Annotated in this window: 16 protein-coding genes and 3 pseudogenes; 10 read left to right on the top strand and 9 right to left on the bottom strand. The window is 62.5% G+C overall.

Annotated elements, in window-relative coordinates; translation table 11 throughout:
- Position 1: 1 nt before the first annotated feature.
- From BN1188_RS19500 to BN1188_RS19510, 3 genes are all read right to left on the bottom strand, one after another.
- Positions 2-286: a hypothetical protein gene (locus BN1188_RS19500; protein WP_040263271.1), complete on the bottom strand. Its 285-nt coding sequence runs from the start codon at positions 284-286 to the stop codon at positions 2-4.
- A 135-nt stretch (positions 287-421) separates the two neighbouring features.
- Complete coding sequence (locus tag BN1188_RS19505) at positions 422-1192, bottom strand: OBAP family protein (protein ID WP_052469459.1); 771 nt, start codon at positions 1190-1192, stop codon at positions 422-424.
- A gap of 62 nt (positions 1193-1254) precedes the next feature.
- A complete protein-coding gene (locus tag BN1188_RS19510) occupies positions 1255-2322 on the bottom strand; it encodes a zinc-binding metallopeptidase family protein (RefSeq protein WP_040263273.1) in 1068 nt (355 codons plus the stop codon).
- A 162-nt stretch (positions 2323-2484) separates the two neighbouring features.
- Between BN1188_RS19510 and BN1188_RS19515 the strand changes: the two genes are divergently transcribed.
- The 3 genes and pseudogenes from BN1188_RS19515 to BN1188_RS22395 all read left to right on the top strand — a co-directional run bounded on the left by BN1188_RS19515 (position 2485) and on the right by BN1188_RS22395 (position 4651).
- Positions 2485-2907, top strand: a complete 423-nt coding sequence (locus BN1188_RS19515; protein ID WP_040264334.1) for a c-type cytochrome — start codon at positions 2485-2487, stop codon at positions 2905-2907.
- Positions 2908-3019: 112 nt separating this feature from the next.
- Positions 3020-3793: pseudogene (locus BN1188_RS22390) on the top strand (MCP four helix bundle domain-containing protein); the annotation flags it as partial.
- 69 nt (positions 3794-3862) lie between these two features.
- Positions 3863-4651 (top strand): methyl-accepting chemotaxis protein, encoded by a 789-nt coding sequence (locus BN1188_RS22395; protein WP_408633635.1) that lies wholly within the window; start codon positions 3863-3865, stop codon positions 4649-4651.
- Positions 4652-4678: 27 nt separating this feature from the next.
- Here the strand turns inward: BN1188_RS22395 and BN1188_RS19525 are convergent, their stop codons facing one another.
- The 4 genes from BN1188_RS19525 to BN1188_RS19540 form a co-directional block, all read right to left on the bottom strand.
- On the bottom strand, positions 4679-7060 hold the full coding sequence (locus BN1188_RS19525; RefSeq protein WP_052469391.1) for an ATP-binding protein: 2382 nt from the start codon (positions 7058-7060) through the stop codon (positions 4679-4681).
- A gap of 1 nt (position 7061) precedes the next feature.
- Positions 7062-7757, bottom strand: coding sequence for a response regulator (locus BN1188_RS19530; protein WP_040263277.1), 696 nt, complete (start codon positions 7755-7757; stop codon positions 7062-7064).
- Positions 7758-8314: 557 nt separating this feature from the next.
- Entirely contained in the window at positions 8315-9319 is a 1005-nt protein-coding gene (locus BN1188_RS19535) for a DNA-binding protein (protein WP_040263279.1), read from the bottom strand.
- A 69-nt stretch (positions 9320-9388) separates the two neighbouring features.
- On the bottom strand, positions 9389-10381 hold the full coding sequence (locus tag BN1188_RS19540; RefSeq protein WP_040263281.1) for a DNA-binding protein: 993 nt from the start codon (positions 10379-10381) through the stop codon (positions 9389-9391).
- A gap of 87 nt (positions 10382-10468) precedes the next feature.
- Between BN1188_RS19540 and BN1188_RS19545 the strand changes: the two genes are divergently transcribed.
- The 4 genes and pseudogenes from BN1188_RS19545 to BN1188_RS22405 all read left to right on the top strand — a co-directional run.
- Entirely contained in the window at positions 10469-11587 is a 1119-nt protein-coding gene (locus BN1188_RS19545; protein ID WP_052469392.1) for a site-specific integrase, read from the top strand.
- 83 nt (positions 11588-11670) lie between these two features.
- A complete protein-coding gene (locus BN1188_RS19550; protein WP_040263284.1) occupies positions 11671-12780 on the top strand; it encodes an SMP-30/gluconolactonase/LRE family protein in 1110 nt (369 codons plus the stop codon).
- Between the two features lie 106 nt (positions 12781-12886).
- A pseudogene (locus tag BN1188_RS22400) lies at positions 12887-13657 on the top strand (PAS domain-containing protein); the annotation flags it as partial.
- A gap of 105 nt (positions 13658-13762) precedes the next feature.
- Positions 13763-14200, top strand: a pseudogene (locus tag BN1188_RS22405) (methyl-accepting chemotaxis protein); the annotation flags it as partial.
- Between the two features lie 11 nt (positions 14201-14211).
- Here BN1188_RS22405 and BN1188_RS19560 read toward each other — a convergent pair.
- Together BN1188_RS19560 and BN1188_RS19565 are read right to left on the bottom strand one after the other, a co-directional pair.
- Positions 14212-14601, bottom strand: a complete 390-nt coding sequence (locus BN1188_RS19560; RefSeq protein ID WP_157395826.1) for an AprI/Inh family metalloprotease inhibitor — start codon at positions 14599-14601, stop codon at positions 14212-14214.
- Positions 14585-16015, bottom strand: coding sequence for a serralysin family metalloprotease (locus BN1188_RS19565; RefSeq protein ID WP_040263291.1), 1431 nt, complete (start codon positions 16013-16015; stop codon positions 14585-14587). The genes BN1188_RS19560 and BN1188_RS19565 overlap by 17 nt, the downstream gene beginning before the upstream one ends.
- A 238-nt stretch (positions 16016-16253) precedes the next feature.
- On the opposite strand from BN1188_RS19565, the gene BN1188_RS19570 reads away from it, so the two are divergent.
- The 3 genes from BN1188_RS19570 (at position 16254) to BN1188_RS19580 (ending at position 18038) form a co-directional block, all read left to right on the top strand.
- Positions 16254-16703, top strand: a complete 450-nt coding sequence (locus BN1188_RS19570) for an acyl-CoA thioesterase (RefSeq protein WP_040263293.1) — start codon at positions 16254-16256, stop codon at positions 16701-16703.
- Positions 16704-17090: 387 nt separating this feature from the next.
- Positions 17091-17420 carry a hypothetical protein gene (locus BN1188_RS19575; RefSeq protein WP_040263298.1) on the top strand — a complete coding sequence of 110 codons (330 nt, stop codon included), beginning with the start codon at positions 17091-17093 and terminating at the stop codon, positions 17418-17420.
- Positions 17421-17732: 312 nt separating this feature from the next.
- Positions 17733-18038 carry a DUF6482 family protein gene (locus tag BN1188_RS19580; protein ID WP_040263300.1) on the top strand — a complete coding sequence of 102 codons (306 nt, stop codon included), beginning with the start codon at positions 17733-17735 and terminating at the stop codon, positions 18036-18038.

The following is an 18038-nucleotide window of genomic DNA, read 5'->3' on the forward strand; positions in this document are numbered from 1 at the left end:
CTTATAGCCAGCCATGCTGCTTGAGCGTGCGCAGATGTCGAGAAAAATGACTTACCTGATCCGCCGTCAGTGCGCCGCTCACGGCCAGGCCGCTGAGATAACCCACCAGTTCTTCGCTCAGGTACTCGGTGCCGATGGCTTGCAGGGCCTTGGCACGCAACTCGCTGACCTGGGTCTGGTGTCCCCAGGCTATTCCATGGGGCATTCGCACCGCCGCCAACTCGTCGAAGAACCGGTTGATGGCTTCCGCGGCACCGCCGTTGGCGCCGTGATCCTGGTCCTGCATGTCATTCCCCTTGTAACGTTCAGGGCCACGACAACGGAACACAACCATGGCAACAGTAAGGCTGACTGTACGACGAAGTAGCGCTTTGGCAAAGCGCCATCTTCGCTCTGATGCGATATCTCCCGGCAACAATCCTCAAGGGTGAGTGGAATGGGCATTACTGCCGGAGGACTGTTCCATGGCCTCCGCGGCCTTGATGTACTGGCCGGTAGGATCATCGACTTGAACCACCTTGCCACGCTGCCAGGCATCGGCACCGGGGTCCACCGTCGGCGCCGGGATATCGGCCCGGGCACGCTTCTCATCGGCGCTGCTGATACCCAACCGGCGGTCGCGACGCTGGATCATGGCCGGATCGGCTTGCCCGTCCGCGGTAAAGCCCATCATCAATTGCGGCACCCCCAGTGGCAGTTGCTTGTCAAGGTCGGTATGCCAGGTATGCCAGGTCTTGCCATAGGTGCCGACCAGCTTTTCCATCAGGGCATGCTCGGCCGGCGCCGGCAAGCCGGGCGCTACCAGGGTGCCTGATTTCACTTCGTGGACATGGCTGTGCCATAGCGGCTTTTCGGCCGATGGCAGGCTGGCATAGCGCTGGGCACTGATGATGTATTCCACGCCCATCAGCTTCGCGTCGTTCTGATTGCCGTCATAGATCACGCACTGAATCACTTCCTCGTTGAGCACGGCGCAATAGTGATGAGCCTCCATCTGCATGCCGGGATGGCCATTGTAGAAGTGGAAGCCATCGAGGTAGGCATTCAAGGCATCGACGGGCGGACGGCTTTGCAGCAGGTCAGCGCCGGCGTCAAGGGCGCGGGTGGAGGTGCTGGCCGGCGCCCCCGGCGCGGTGACATCTGAATGGGTATCATGGCCGGCGCACCCGACCAGCAGGCTCAAGCCCAGCATGGAAACCAGCCGGCGAGTGTAATGGAGAGACCTGAACCGTAGCCTGGCCATCCTGAATCTCCTTATGTTGCGGCTGGGTTGGCCAGCACGAATTCGACCAGGGTAGCGGCGCAAGCCTCGATGCCCGCTTCCAGTACCACCTCGTAGCCGTGGGTATTTTCGGTGGGAATGGCGATGCAGCCACCTCGGGCACAGTGCCCTGCACTCATGACCGCGCTGGCATCGGAGGCAAAATCTACCAGCAGGGCGACCTGCGAGCCAACCCCCGCCGCCTCCGTGGCGGCGACGAGCCCCTGTACCACGCTACGGGTGTAATAGCCTTTCTGGTCCCCGGTATTGATGATGGGCTCCGCTGAGAGCCGCGTGCCGTACTCCTCCAGCACCGGGCCTACCTCCACGGCGATGGTGGTCTCGCCGGGCAGGCGCGCCGCCGCATACATGGCGCCGGCATTGGACTCTTCCTCAAGGGTCGTGCATACGAACCAGACGTCCTGGCGCAGCGCCTCGCGACGCTGGGCTAGCTGACGCGCCGCCAATATGAGGGCCACCAGCGGCGCCCGATCGTCCATGAAATGCGCCGCCAAGGCATCATTGACGCGAAACAGCTGCCGCCAATGCTGGCTCAGCACTACCCGACTGCCTGGCCGCACGCCGCGCGCGACCAAGGCTTCACGACTGAGCCGAGTTACCACGTGCACGTCGCTCCAGGCCACCTGGCCGCTTAGCACGTCGCGCCCCTGCTGGCTCGCGCCGCTATTATGCATGGAGCCGAAGGAGAGCACGCCGGGCAAGCTGCCTTCGTCGGCAAGTATGTCCACCGGGCAGGCGCCGAAGCTGATGGGTTGAGCGCCGCCAAGCGCGGTTACCTGGAGTGTGCCATCGGCATCGACAAGCTCGACCACCATGGCGATTTCATCCAGGTGAGCCATTAGCTTGACGGCTGACTCTGGCGGCGCTGGGGCGACTGCCCGGATAACCCCGACCAGGTTGCCGGCCGGGTCTACCCGTAGTTCATCACAGACGCCTTCCAACGCCTCAGCGCAGATCTGGCGCACTTCATCTTCCTGGCCTCCAGGGCCACGTGCGAGCAACAGCTTCTGCAGCAGCTCGATCCATTGCTGTCGTTCCATCGTAATGCCTGATTGCAAGAGTTCCTGGGTAGACCATCCGCGGCCGATAGGGGTTCAGGCACCTGCCCCGCCCTGGCTGCGACATCCGGTCACGAGCCTGCTGCTTGCAAGCGGCGAGCATCCATCGTATTTATGACCGTGATTTCCACTGCGGATACCACCATGATCACCCGATGTAGTCTTGCCTTGCTGCTGCTGTTTCCGCTTGGCGCTCAAGCCAGTGCGATGGCTGAAGGCGATGTGGAAGCCGGTCGCGCGCTGTTCAAGGGCCGCTGCGGTGGCTGCCATACCATTGGTCCGGGCGCACAGTCGGCCTTCGGCCCTGCCCTCACCGGAGTGGTCGGCCGCCCGGCCGGCAGCGACCCTGGCTATCAATACTCCACTGCCTTGAAGAATGCCGGTTTCGTCTGGACGCCGGACAAGCTCAAGGCTTACATCGATGACCCCAAGGGCGTGGTCCCGGGCACGCGGATGAACTTCTGGTGGATTGGTAGCGATCAGAAACTCTCCGATCTGGTGGCCTACCTTGCTTCTCAGTCCGAGGCTCAGGATCCCCCTGCTCCTGCGCTGCCCCCAACCCCATGATCGCAGCCGCCGATCGGCTATGGCACATCGCCATTATGCAGATGTGTGCCATGCCACATTAAAGCTGTAGCGTTTCAGCCGATAATAGGGGTACTTATCGACTGGGGGTTGTATGTTCTTACGTCAATTGCGCATCGCTCAACGTTCGTTGCTGTGCTTCGGTTTCTTCGCCCTGCTGGTACTGGGCTTCGGCCTGTTCTCCCTGGGACAGGTATCTGCCATACGGGAATCCCAGCGGGTTCTGCAACTCAATGTGTTGCCCAGCGTGCAGACCATCGACCAACTGCGCAATGATCTGCTTTCCATCCGCCTGTTCAACAGCAGCCTGCGCTTGGCCAAGGACAACGCCACCATCGCCTCCGCCGAGCAGCGGATTCAGGGCGCCCGGGCAGCGTTGAACAGCGATCTGGAGGTCCTGCGCCCGTTATTGATCAGTGAGCAGGGCCAGCGGGCCCACGCGGAGCTGGTACGCGCGACCCGCGCCTACCTGGAGGTACACGACCGTTACCTCACTGCTGTGCGGGCCAACCAGGACGCGACCATCGTGGCCCTGACCGCCAGCGGTGGCGAGATGACCCTCGCCGCCGAGCAGGTCCAAGGGTTGATCGACCGGCTCAATGGCTTGATCGATGGCAAGGTCAAACGTGAGGAAGGCAATGCCACGGCTACCTACCAACAGGCCAAGGAAGTCACCATTGTCGTGATCCTGCTCGCGCTGGCGGCGACCGTGGCCCTGGCGACACTCTTCACCCGTAGCCTGGTGAGCCCTATCAGCCGTGCCCTGGGTGTGGCCGAGCGTATCGCTGACAATGACCTGAGCCAGCCCGTGGCCGCGGACGCACAGGACGAACCGGGTCGCCTGCTGGGCGCCCTGGCACAGATGCAGGCCAATCTGCGAGTGACCCTGGGCGAGCTGGGGGATTCTTCGACCCGCCTGGCTTCGACCTCCGAGGAAATGGCCGCGGTCACTGATGATGCCCTGCGCGGCATCCAACGCCAGAACGACGAAATCGCCCAGTCCGCCACTGCCATGAACCAGATGTCGGCCGCCGTGGAAGAAGTGGCCAGCAATGCAGTGCTGGCCTCCGAGGCGGCGCAAGCCTCGAGCACGGCAGCCGAGCATGGTCAACGTCAGGTAGGCCAGACCGTGCATGCGATCAACGACGTGCAAGGCGCGGTCGACCGCGCCGCCGAGGAACTCGATGCCCTCGCCGGCCAGGTGCGAAGCATCGGCGGGGTACTGGAAGTGATTCGGGGTGTGGCTGAGCAGACTAACCTGTTGGCGCTCAACGCCGCCATCGAAGCCGCACGCGCCGGTGAAGCCGGACGTGGCTTTGCGGTGGTCGCCGATGAGGTACGCGCCCTTGCCCATCGGACCCAGCAGTCCACCGCGCAGATCGAGGAAATGGTCGTGGGCATCCAGGCCGGTGCCGACAAGGCGGTGAAGTCCATGAATGACAGTAGCGAACGGGCGCGCATCAGCGTAAGCGTGGCCGAAGCGGCCGGCGCTGCCCTGGTCGATATCAATCACGCCATTGCGCAGATCAATGCCCGTAACCTGAACATCGCCTCGGCGACTGAACAGCAGGCCCAGGTCGCCAGGGAAGTGGACCGCAGCCTGGTCAGCATCCGCGATCTGTCGATCCAGACCGCCGCCGGCGCGCAACAGACCGCGGCCGCCGGCAATGACCTGTCGCGCCTGGCGGTCGCCCTCAATAGCACGCTGCTGCGCTTCAAGCTGTGACAGGGGCGCCGCGACCGTAGTCTGAGATCACAGCCGTTCGCTGGCTGACACCTGCTCCGTCGGGCTGACCTTCCTGTACCGGCGCAAAGCGGCACGCAGCGCATCCAGGGGCTGTGGGCCGCTGGAGCCACCGCCAGGCTCGGCCAAGGATGCCTCAAGAGATGCCGCCAGGCTTGCGACCTCATTGGCGCCCACCATCAGCGCCGCGCCGTGAATGCGGTGTGCCTGGTGGGCTGCCTGCGCGGCGTCGCCGGCCTCCAGCGCGGCCGCCAGGCCAAGCAGGTCCGCCTCGGTGCTGTCGATGAATACCTGGAAGAGCCGGTTGTCCACCGAGGCTACACCGGAGAGGTCGGAGGCCGGCTCGCAGATCCAGAGGTCCAACAGTGACTCCAGCTCAGCCAGACGCAAGGGCTTGCCCAAGCTGCCATCCATTTCACTGGCAAAGACCCGCTCACGATGAGCATCATCGGTGGCCGCCGAGATGGCCAGCACGGGGGTGCGCCGCCGGCCTGCCCGCCGCTCCAGCTCGCGAATCCGCCGGGTCACTTCATAACCATCCATGCCAGGCAAGTGGCAGTCCATCAGGATGGCGTCGAAGAGTGGCTGCTGTTCCAGCCTGGCCAGGGCAGCAGGCCCGTCGGCCACAATCTCGCAGCCATAGCCCAGGGCTTCGAGCTGCAGGCTGATGGCCTGCTGGTTCACCACATGGTCTTCGACCAGCAGTATCTTGCGCTCCGTCTGGCTGGAAACTGCCGCGACGTCATCCGCGGGCAGCTCGGCCGAATTGCCAGGCTCTTTCTGATCGCCCAGCCACTGCACGGGTACCCTGAACCAGACGGTCGTCCCCTCGCCCGTCTGGCTACGCAAGCCGATATCGCCTTCCATCAGGGCGACCAGGTCTTTACAGATGGCCAGCCCCAGGCCACTGCCCCCGTAGCGGCGGCTGGTGGAATTCTCGGCTTGCACGAATGGCTGGAATACCTGGACCTGGCGTTGCGGGTCGATGCCGATACCGGTGTCAGCGACCTCCACATGAAGGCATGGCATGGCGCCCAAGGTGAGGCGCATGCGCAATTCGATCCGCCCTTGATGGGTGAACTTCACCGCGTTGGACAGCAGGTTGTTGAGGATCTGGCGGGTACGCACGGGGTCGATGCGCACCAGGGCCGGTGCGGGCCCTTCGTGCACGAACCCCAGGGCGACGCCCTTCTGGTTCGCGCCGAGGCGATGAATGTCGGCGACAGCTTCGGCCAGGGCCCAGAGTTCGGCCGGTTGCGGGTCGAGTTGAACCTGGCGAGCCTGCAAGCGGGACAGACTGAGCACATCATCGAGCAACTCCAGCAGGTTTCCAGCGGCAGATGCCGCCAGGCTTGCCAATTGCTCCTGTCGCGCTTGCAGGGGCGTGCGCCTTAGCAGCTCGATGGACGACAGGATGGCGTTCATCGGTGTACGGACCTCGTGGGTCATCATCGCCAGGAACGCCGACTTGGCTTCCTCGCTGCGCTGGGCCTCGCGGCGGGCCCGAGTAGCATTGCGAGCGAACAACACCAGCAACAGTACACACAGCGCCAGCCCGAGCAGCTCGCCGCGATAGTAACGCAACAGGGTCGACCACGAGGGCGCGCCAAAATCCGTCTGCGCGATCCAGCGGGCCTGCATCTGGTCAGTGCCTCGGGAGGTCAGGGTGGCAAGGCTCTTGTCGATGATCGCCTTGAGCACAGGCTGGCGCGGTGAAATGCCCATGGCGATGACCGCGGGCATTTCGGAAATCACGCCGGACAGGTGCAGTTGATCGAAGTACTTGCGTCGCACCAAGGGCCGTAGCGCCTGATCGAGGCCAACGACCGCGTCGGCGGTGCCTTCGTCTACCGCGGCGAGGGCATCCTCGGCTTCGTCGAGCAACAACAGATGGATGCCCGGATAGTGTCGGCTCAGGTAGCGTTCATAATTGCCGCCCCGCTTTACGGCCACCAGTTGACCTTCCAGCTTGGCCGGGCTGTAGGCGATGGGGCTGGCCGCCTTGGTGATGATGACCGAAGCCCCGACAAAATAGGGGTCGCTATAGAGCAGGCGATGGCCGAATTCATCATCCAGAAGGTGCGTCGATACGGCCGGCAACAGGTCCAGCTCGCCGCGCCCGATCATGTCCAGGCTGTGCTGAAGGTTCGGGCTGGGCACCTCTTGAAAAACCAGCCCCGTGGTTTTCTGCACATAGTCGACGTATTCCCGGGTCAGGCCTTGGTGCCGACCCTTGTTGTCGCGGTACTCCATGGGCCAGTAGGGATCAATGGCGTAACGGACTACCGGGTGCTCGCGTATCCACGCCTGCTCCTGCTCCGTGAACAGCTGCGCGCTCGCCACGCTGGGGCAGAGAATGGCGGCCGCTAGCCAGCCGCACAACCGGAACACCTTACCGGCCTTCCAGCTGTGAGCTGATCTTGAACAACTCGTGGTCCGTACGCAGGCCGAGCTTGCGATAGGCCGACTGTTTCTGAGCGCTGATCGTCTTGATGCTGCGAGAAAACTTGGACGCGATGGCCGTCACCGAAAGACCGTCCAGGCAGCAGCGCAACACCTCGCGTTCACGGGGGGTCAATGAATGAGTGGAAACCAATGCGGCGGCGGGCGGGGTTTCCGTGTCGTCCTGAGCCGCCAGGGGCAAGGTAGCGACATTGTTGCGCAGCAGTTCCCCTTCCATGTCAGGGTGCAGGTAGATCTCGCCACCCGCCACGGTGCGAATGGCCTTGAGCAGTTCCTGGGCGCCGAGTTCCTTGCCCACGAACCCTGTAGCGCCGCAACGCAGCGATAGCGCGACCGTGGCCGGTGTGTGCAGGGAGGAAATCACCACCACCGCCACCTTTGGATACCGGGTGCGAATGGCCTTTATCAGGTTCAGGCCATCGACTTCACCAGGGCTCAGGGCGTAATCGATGACCACCATGTCCACTTCGTTGGCACGCAACGCGGCCAGCAGCGAATGACTATTGGTATGGGTGCTCAGAACGCGGAGGTCGGACTGGTTGCCAAGCAGGTGCGACATGCCATGGAGGATGAATTCGTGGTCATCCAGCAGCATCAGGCGCAGTGGGGCCGCATATTTCTTCATGCGAACCACCTTGGCGAAACTGGCGCTTGGGCCGGCCTTGGGATGGGACTGTCCTGAGTGCGCGGTACAGGTGCGGAATCTCTCATGCTGCCAAGCCTCGAAACTTTCGGTTCATGGTGCCCTGAAGGCGCTCCTTAAGGAAGTTCGCCGGAAGGCTTGGCTCGGGACAGCTCCTGTTTTCAGAGCTTAGCCTGAAGACCGAAGCGGAGAAACCCGGGATCATGCTTCCCGTGCCGAAGGCTTGCCGTAGAACAGGCAGGCACTTTAGGTCGCACCTGTATCCAGTTGTATCGGAATGATCTTAATTTACTGATTTTGAAACAATTTTTCTTCAGAGTTTTGCCTGCTCGATGCCAGTCATTACTAACGCAATCCATGCATACGACCGATAACTGCTATCAACACGGCTGATTCAGCAGGGCGATCGATCGGTGTTAAGGTTTACCCCGAAGCTGAGGTCGTCGGCAAATACCCCCCGCCGTCCGGCGCCTCTCTCCTTCGTCCTTTGGTGATAAGTTGGCCACCGCACCCATGGCGCGGTGGCTCTTTTTTCTGCCTCAGGGCTTCGAACCTTTCCTGGCACGCTGCGCTTGTGCTTCGGCATGCGCCTGAGCAAGGGCTTGCTCGAGCCAGCCGATACGCGCGCGCGCTTCAGCCAGTTCGCCGGTGTGCGCCAGCTGCTTTGCCGCTGCCTCCCTGGCCTGTTCACGTTCTTGCGCCAACTGCTGGCTTAGCGCATCCCGCGAGCCTTCGGCCTGACCTCGCAGCGCTGCCAGCTGGGCCAACTCTCCCTGAAGCGCAGCGATACGAGCTTGTGCTTCTTGCTCCCGCGCCTCACCCTGCTCCAGCGCTGTGCGCAGGTGGCGAGAGTCGCTGTCCCGCTGGGTAAGTGTCTCCTGCACCGCCTTCAGCCCGGCCTGAGCCTGCCGCAACTCTTCCTGCAAGCCCATCGCAATCGCCTCATGATGGCGCCGCTCCTGCTCACACAGTGCCTGGCTGTCCAGCCGTTCCTGCCGCAACGCCTCCACGGCCTGCTGATGCTTGCCCTCCCAGGCGCTTGCCTGACTTTGCTGGTCAGCGAGCCGGGATTGCAAGTCCTCTCGGGCCTGGCTCAACCGCGCATTGTCCAGGCGGGCAGCCTGAATGGTTTCTTGCAATCGCGCGATTTGTTCACCGGCGCCGGCCAAGGCCAGGTCACGATCGGCGAGAGTCCGCTCCAGCTGGACAAGTCGCTCGGCCTGGTCGTTCAAGGTACCTTGCAGACGAGCCCGGTGTGTATCGAACGCTTCCTGGGCCGTGTCGATGCGCGCCTGGGCTTCATCATGCAGCCGCTGGGCCAAGGCGCCGACCAGTTCGCTCAGCGTGTCGCTGATGCTGCCCATGCCTTCGGCCAGGGTTCCTTCAGCCTGGTCCAGCTCCTTGAGGTAGCGGTGAATGGTGCTTTTGGACCCGGTGTTGCCCAGCTCGATCCGAATGGCATCGATACTAGGGTTCTGCCCCTTGGCCAAGAGCGCCTTGCGCGCCTTGTCCACCGATGCCTTATCGATACCGCCACGTGCCATAGGTCCCCCAGGTGAATTGATAGCTTGCAGCCATTGTCCGGCGTTTTGGGTAGCCAGTGCTAGTGCGTGCTAGCCACCCGAACGCGGGCTGGCCGGCTTGCGCCGGGCCAGCCGCTCACTTAGCTGGCTGAATTGGGCCTGCAGCGTATCGGCGCGCGCGTGTTGCACGGCTGCCTCCCGACGAGCCGCTTCCAGGGCTTCCTGCGCCTGGCTCAGGCGTGCCTGTAGGGCCGTCTGCGCGTGCTCGGCTTCCATTACGCGCTGAAGGCGCTCCTCTCGCGCTTGTGCGGCCTGGCCTTGGGCAATCACCGCCTGCTGCTGGGCTTCCGTCATTTGCACAAGGATCGCGGCCTGGCGCTGTTGGAGATCAGCCAGTTGCAGCCGCGCCTCCTTCAACTCTGCCGCGCGGGCCTTGCTCTCTTCGCGAGCTCGATCGACCTCTCGATGGGCGCGTTCCTCTAGGCCCCGCACGTAGGCCTCCTGTGTCAGGCGGGCTTCTTCGGCCTGGAGCCGGGCGGTGTCCAGGGCGGCCTGCATCTGTTGTACCTGTTGCGCGGCAAGCGCTTGTCCTTGCTGCAGCGCTTCACGCTGAGCATGCAGATCGTCGATCTGCGCCTGTCGCTCTTCCAGCAAGCGTTCCAGATCTGTCAGGCGGGTCTCTACAGAACGACGCGCCGACTCGGCCGCATTTACCTGTTGCCGTGCGCCGGCCACCTCTCGCCTGGCCTGATCCTCGGCTTCAGCCAGTTGCAGCCGCTCCTGGGCCAGGAGCTGCCGTTGCTGCTCCAGGGTTTGTTCAGCGACTGCCTGGGCCAAGCCGATAGCGTGACGCCATACCGCAACGAACGCCTCCGACACCTCGCTCGGCAAGGCGGGCAAGCGGGTCTCGCCACGCAGCCGCTGGGCGAGACGGTCCCACCATTGATCGAGCAAGGCCCCGACCCGCGCGGGGCTGCCCCGGCCCAGCTCCAGGCGCACCCGTTCCACCGTTGGGCGCTCCCCTCGTGCCAGCACTGCGTCAGCTGCGGCATAGACCTCTTCTTCCGGAACCCCTACCGCCACACCCCCACCCCCATTATATTAGGTCTGATAATGAAGTATTATCCGACTCATTAATTGCCAAACGTTAATTATTTTACGTTGGACGTAATGAATAATACGATAACCGTTTTCGAAGCTGATTCAAAGCCTCTCCAGGCCATGGAGCTGGACGCCAAGGCTCAGGAAGCGATTGCCGGCTTCGTCGCCGCAGGAACGGCACCGAACACCTTGCGCAGTTACAAGTCGGCGGTAGCGTACTGGGAGGGCTGGCTGCGACTGCGCTACGGCCGTGGCTTCCATGACAGTCCGGTGCCGGAACAGGTGGCAATGCAGTTCGTACTCGATCATCTGGCACGGCCGAGCGAGGGCCAATGGCTGCATCTTCTTCCGCCGGTAGTGGACCAAGCCCTTGTACAGGCGGGAGTCAAGGCCAGACCCGGCCCCCTGAGTCACAACACGGTGCGCCATCGCCTGGCGGTACTTGGCAAATGGCATCAACTCAAGGGCTGGCCGAGCCCTACTGAAGGCGCCGCGCTGAGGACACTGCTGCGCGATGCCCATAAGGCCCAGGTGCGCAACGGCCGTGAAGTGCGCAAGAAAACCGCCGTGGCCCGCGAATCGCTGCAAGCGATGCTCGCCACCTGTACCGACGGCGTGCGCGGCATACGCGATCGCGCCCTGTTGCTATTGGCCTGGAGCGGCGGTGGTCGTCGTCGCTCGGAAGTAGTGGGATTACAAGTGACCGATCTGCGTCGCCTGGACGAAAATACCTGGCTCTATGCCTTGGGCGTGACCAAGACAAATACCGGCGGGCTGCGTCGGGAGAAACCCTTGGCCGGCCCTGCCGCCACTGCGCTCACCGCCTGGCTGGCAGCGGCGCCGGCTGACGTCGGGCCACTCTTTCGACGGGTACACAAAGGCGGTCGGGTGGGCAGCGCCGGCCTATCGGCGGATCAGGTGGCGCGCATCGTTCAGCGTCGGGCCCGGCTGGCCGGGCTCGCTGGCGACTGGGCGGCCCATAGCTTGCGTTCGGGCTTCGTTACCGAGGCGGGCCGTCAGGGCGTACCACTTGGCGAAGTAATGGCAATGACTGAACACCGCAGCGTCAATACGGTGATGAGCTATTTCCAGGCTGGCAGCCTCTTGCGCAGCCGCGCGCTGGGACTGCTGGATGACTTGGCCCCGGCGGAAAAGAGCCGAACCGGACCCGGCAGTGCCAGCGAATGACTGGTCTTTCTATGGCCAGATAGGACATCGTATAACCTGTGCTAGTGTTGTGTGGCTTATAAAAACAACAGCAGAGGTTACCGATGCATGACTCCGTAGATGCCCCTTCGCCCCCTCAGAAAAGCTCGCGCCGTCGTTTCCTGAAGCACACCCTGGCGGTGGCGGCAGCCAGCGCAGGGGCTGGGCTGCTTCCTCGCAATGCTGACGCCGCCGAGGCGTTGAGCCAGCGTTATCCGGACCCGCTGATCGAGATCCTGGACGACAGCTTCATGGCCTATCGGATCTTCAATGCCGGCGTCGAGCGCCTGGCAAGCGGACTGCATTGGCCTGAAGGCCCGGTCTGGTCTGGCGATGGCAGATACCTTCTGTTCAGCGATGTACCGAATAACCGCATCATGCGCTGGGATGAGATCAGCGATTCCTTGGGGGTGTACCGATACAACTCGAACTTTTCCAACGGCCTTACGCGGGACCTCCAGGGACGCCTTATCGTATGCGAGGGCAGCACCACGGGTAGCGAAGGCCGCCGCGTCACCCGCACGGAACCGGATGGCAGCACAACCGTGCTGGCGGAGCGGTTCGACGGCAAGCGCTTCAACTCTCCCAACGACGTGGTGGTCAAGCGGGACGGATCTATCTGGTTCACCGACCCACCCTTCCAGACCGGCAACAACTATGAAGGCCACAAGATCACACCTGAATTGCCGGATGCGGTGTATCGCATCGATGGCAAGACACTTGAAGTGACTCGGGTGATTGAAAACTTCTCCGGCCCCAACGGCCTGTGTTTCTCGCCGGATGAGAAAACAATCTACGTGGTCGAAGGACGGGCCAAGCCCAACCGACTGGTATGGGCCTACGCCGTCAACCCGGACGGTACGCTGGGCGATCGTCGCAAGCACATCGAAGGGCTGGACTACGGCGCGCTCGACGGACTCAAGTGCGACGAAGACGGCAATTTATGGTGCGGCTGGGGTAGCACGGGGGCACGCGAAGCCAAGCCCGAGCAACTTGACGGGGTACGCGTATTCAATCCGCAAGGCAAGGCCATCGGGCATATTCACTTGCCCGAGCGCTGCCCGAATCTCTGTTTTGGCGGCGCTGCCGGCAATCGGTTGTTCATGACAAGCTCGCATTCGTTGTATGCGCTCTACGTCAATACGCGGGATGCCACCTTCGGGCAACGGCGCTGAGGCAGCGCTACAAGGTTTTATGGCGATTGGATCACGAAAACCGGGTTTTGCCTAAAGAACTCCTGTGCCTGCCGATAGCCTGGCCATGCACAGGAGTGACCCTTTTATGTTCAACAAACACCTCAAACGACAGCTGCAAGACCAGGCCATCGAATTGGCGCAGTTGCGTCAACTCAAAGATGGTATGCGCGCCGGCATGATCGCCGTGACCCTGGACGCGGAATTTCGCATGGTCACGTTCAACGAGCGTTTCACGCGCGCCCTGGGATATACCGCCGACCGTCTGCAAGATCGGCCCATGGCCGAGATCGTTCCGCCCTATGTGAAGAACCTGCCTTGCTATCACAACTTCCGTGCGGCTGTGGCCAAGGGTGAAATGGTCGCCGACGACTACCGCTTCCTGCGCGCTGATGGCAGCCTCGCCTGGCTGCGCTTCCAGTGGCAGCCGGTACGCGGCTCCGATGGCAAGCTCCTGCACGTGGAAGGCTACGGCACTGATGTCAGCGCCGAGCAGGAGCGCAACAAGGAAAACGCCGCGTTCATTGACGCACTGTTGCGCTCGACCGCGGTGATCGAGTTCCAGACCGACGGTACTGTCGTCACCGCCAATGATCAGTTCCTGCGCACCATGGGCTATACCGCCGAGCAGATACGCGGCAAGCACCATCAGGTCTTCTGCTTCTCCGATGAAGTGACATCCCCTGATTACCAAGCGTTCTGGGCGCAACTCAATCGTGGGGAGTTCGTCTCCGGACGTTTCCGTCGAATGGACAGCCGAGGCAAAGAGGTCTGGCTGGAGGCTACCTACAACCCGGTCTATGACACTCAGGATCGCCTCTGCAAGGTGGTCAAGTTCGCGACCTTGATCACTGACCAGGTCAATCGTGAAGTCGAAGTGCGTGACGCGGCCACTGTAGCCCATGACATTTCGCGGCGCACGGACGTCAGCGCGCGCCAAGGGGCCAGCGTCGTCAGCGAGACCGTCGCCACCATGGAGCGCATCTCCTCGGACCTGCGCGATGCCACCGAAGTCATGGGCGCCATCGGCAAACAATCCGTGGCCATTACCACGATCGTGCAGACCATCGGCGGTATCGCCGCACAAACCAACCTGCTGGCGCTCAATGCCGCCATCGAAGCGGCCCGGGCTGGGGAACAGGGGCGGGGCTTTGCCGTGGTGGCTGACGAGGTCAGGCAGCTGGCCGGCCGTACCAGCGCCGCCACGGAAGAGATTGTGACGGTGGTACAGCAGAATCAGAAACTGGTGGATGAAGCCATCCGCAGTATGGGCGTGAGCAACGAGCAAGCCGTCCAGGGCCTGACCCTGGCCACCCAGGCCGGGGAGGTGATCGTCGACATTCAGGACGGCGCGCGCCAGGTGCTGGATGCTGTCAACCGTTTCGCCCAGGAACTGAAGTAGCGCCAGTGCCGTTACGGCGCCAGGCGCTCCAGCACAACGGACGCTTCCTGCCGAGTGTAACCCTGGTAGCGTCCCCCAGGGATCGGGCTGAGAAACAACTGGGTCCGCCCTTCACCGTCGACCAGCGCCAGGCCGTCTGGCTTGCTCCGCCATCGAACCACGCCCACGCGCCCCAAGGCCTTGACCTCACACCCGGCCGGATCGCCGGCAGCCGCGCCATCACGGGCCAGATGCAACATGCACGCCTGCCCCTGCCCCTCCAGCACTATGCGCCAGGTGCCCGCGATGATCGTAGCATTGGCCGGCGCGAGGCTGCTGCCCCATGCGCCGGTCATGCACAGCGGGACCAGCATGATCAGCCTGGTTGTCCAGGTGCGGATGCCATCAGACCAGGAAGTCACTGCTATGAGCTTCCCCGAGGATCTTGATGACAAAATCGGCCGTATGGTCTCCATTGAAGTCCACTGACAGCCGGGTGCCATAACTGGCATCGCGCAGCACCGCCGCCCCGGCGGCCCCGTCCAGGGTGTTGCTGAAATGGATCGGGCTACCATCGACAGCTGCGAGGCCGGAGAGGTCGATGCGGTCTTCCCCGCTGGTAAAGTCCATCAGACGGTCTGCCGATGCCGCCGTTGAGTCGGACTGAGCGAAGTAGACGAATATATCCGCGCCCGCGCCACCCCAGAGCTTATCCGCGCCGCCCTCGCCGGCCAGCAGGTCGTTGCCCGCATTACCCGTCAGTGTATTGCTCACGTCATTGCCGATCAGGTAATCATTGCCTGCCCCACCGATCGCCCTTTCGAGCGTCACCCCCTGGGCGATGGAGACGTTGCCTACCAGCCCGCCCACGTCCGAGAAGCTGGCAGCGTGAAGGTCGATGCGCTGGTTCATGCTGTAGCCGGAAAAATCCAGGGTATCCACCCCACCGCTATCCCAGACCGAGAAGATCAATTCGCTCGACGCCGAAGTAGCCGTGGTTTCCGCGCGGTTGCTGTTCGAGTTGAAGCCGTAGACGGTGCCTCCGACACGGGTGTTTTCGTTCGCCCCATACAAGCGCTGGATGGCAGCGATGTCGTCCATCAGCGGAGCTGACGCATAGGCGCCTTCAAAGTCCTGCCCGGTATTGGATTCATCCCAGTAACTCATGACGCTGTAGGCGCGCGAATCCTCGGCATAGGCCGCGTCATCCCGGTAACTGAGGATGCCGTTCCAGGCGTTGTAGTCGCCCGGATGCCCCAGGCCAAGGCTATGCCCGATTTCATGAACCAGCGTCTGTCCGCCGTAGTTGTTGAGGCCGGCCTGGGCGTTGTACTGGTACTCATCGCTGACCCAGTACCAGGACTCGCCGTCCCGGGCGCCATTGGTAGGATAGTAGGCGAAGGCCGCCTCGCCGCTGGACACCGAATAACTGGCCAGGGACAAATGCCCCTCGCCACCGCTGGCAGCCTGGGTGAAGGTAATGTTCGCCACGTCGGCCCAGGAACGCATCGCCAGCTTCGCCTGGGCCTGTTGCTGGGCATTGAAGGCAATGAATTCGCCCAGGTGAGTATCGAAATTGGCGGGTTTCACCTGGGTGAAGCTATAGGTAAGGGTTACCGTACCGTCAGCGTTCGTATCCTTGAAACGGTAGCCGAAGCGGTCTATCTGGGCCGCGGCCTCGTCCACGGTATAGGAAGGATGCCCCTGGTTCGTGCCCGAGCCCCGGTCATAGGAATGGCTAAACTCATCGAGGCGCTGATACGCCTTGCTTGGCAGGGAAAGATCAACAGCGGCAGCGGCAGCGGCAGCGGCAGCGGCAAGCTCAAGGTCGGACATCGAGGTAACCCTACTTTAATGAAAACGGCTTGTCCGGCGGCGATCTGCGCCCCCGCCGGTATATTCAAGCTGGCACAGCCGGAGACTGGCCGCCATGCTCACGGCCGAGTTTGCCATGGCAGGCGACGAAAGGCCGACCTTTGCCTGGCCCTGCCGCTCAGCGTCGGCACTTTCTGGCTTGTCCGGGCCCCCTGAGCGACTAACCTGATGCAGCAAAGAACGCAGACAAGGCCCCTTTATGATAGACCGAGCCCAACCATTTCCTCGTAGCGCTTTCAGTTACTGGCAGCCTGTTCAGACACGCTGGGCGGACAACGACTGCTACGGGCACGTCAACAATGTCGTTTACTACAGCTGGTTCGACAGCGCGGTGAACCGCCTGCTGCTCGAGCGCGGCCTGCTGGGGCCGGACGCTGAATGGGTAGGCCTTGTGGTGCATACCCACTGCGACTACTTCGCCTCGGTGGCTTTCCCACAGGAGCTGGAGATCGGATTGCGCGTGGGCAGCCTGGGCACCAGCAGCGTTCGCTACCAGTTGGGGGTTTTCGTTCAAGGAAGCGAGCAGCCGGCGGCCCAGGGAGAGTTCATTCATGTGTACGTGGATGCGGGCGCCCGACGACCGCTTGCCGGCCTGCCCGCGCCACTGCGCCATGCCTTGCTCCCATTGCTGAAGCCTGGCGAACAATAGCGAGCCCTATTGTACGACAATATGTAGTGCATGAAAACTATCACTACAAAATCGTTGACGGCGCGCCTGGCCTTTTGCATAGTTAGGCCGTCTCCCTGATCGGGAGAGCAGGTTTACGACTCTGTGCCTGTCCGGCGAGCCGCCGGGCTGTTCCTGATGTACCTGCCCACAAGGCAGAATGAAACGGCTTATGCGTCGCGCCCGCATCCGGGCACCGGCATTGGCGCATGTTCGAGCTCTTGTGGGCCCTTTTCCTTCGCCCCGTTAGCCCTTCGAGCTGCGTCAAGCCCTGCGCCCGCGATTCGTGTGTAGTGCCATATACCGCTTGCTACATCAGGTTCAAACCATACACCAGACAGACCAACGAGCGGTCAAGGGACTATGAATATGAATCTGAACCACGAACCCACCATCGATCAGCTGGCTCAGTTGCTGGCCAAGCGCAAGGATCGCAACGATAGCCATATCCTCTGGATCTGCAAGTCCGGCCAGGTCCATGTGGAAGGCCTGTCGCCTCATGTTGGCGAGGCGGACTTCGAAACCAAGCGCCCCAGCATGCGGGCGAGGTTGCGGACCTACAGGCGCGGCCTGGGCTACGTGGGACGCAAGGCCGCGGCGGACCGAGAGTTCGTGAGTCGTGTATTGCACACCCTCAAGCAGGAATGGCAGACCGCCAGGCAAGCAAACGGGGTACATCTGATCGATCGCTACTACTAGCCAGCCACCTACTGCGTCACCGCGCTGGCCGGTGCCTGTCGAACACCAGGCGCCGGCCGGCCTGCCATCCCTGGCCGATTCGCTTTTCTCCACGCCACGGCTAGCCGACGGCCCGTTTACCCTGCACAATGACCGGGCCATCGCCGCTACCATGGAAAGGAGTCCGGCATGCACCTGGCCAAACTCTCCCTCCTTGCCCTACGAATGACTCAAGCCTTGCCTTGTGAGCTGGCCACGTTGGGCATGGAGGCTACACTGAACTCACGAACGGCCCTTGCCTCGAATGGAGAAGCACCCATAGGAGGCAACACGATGAAATTGAAAGATCTGGCAGGCCAGGTAAAGGCCGGTACCGTGCAGGAACTGAACCTGGTCTCGGTCGAAGGGGGTTCCTACACTCTCCATGCCGTGGTCGATGGCGCATCCCAGCGGGTACTCAACGACAAGGACGACACGGTCCATGTCGCCTCTGTGGATGAAGCCCGCAAGCTGCTGATGGACGTTCCCGACCAGGTCGAACTCTTCGTGGTTCAGCCGGCCGTGTACGACGAAATGGTAGGCCAGGACAGCGGGCCCACCGACTCCCGGGAACGCATCCCGCTAAAGCACAGCCACTGA

This window comes from Pseudomonas massiliensis (assembly GCF_000826105.1).
Lineage (GTDB): Bacteria > Pseudomonadota > Gammaproteobacteria > Pseudomonadales > Pseudomonadaceae > Aquipseudomonas > Aquipseudomonas massiliensis.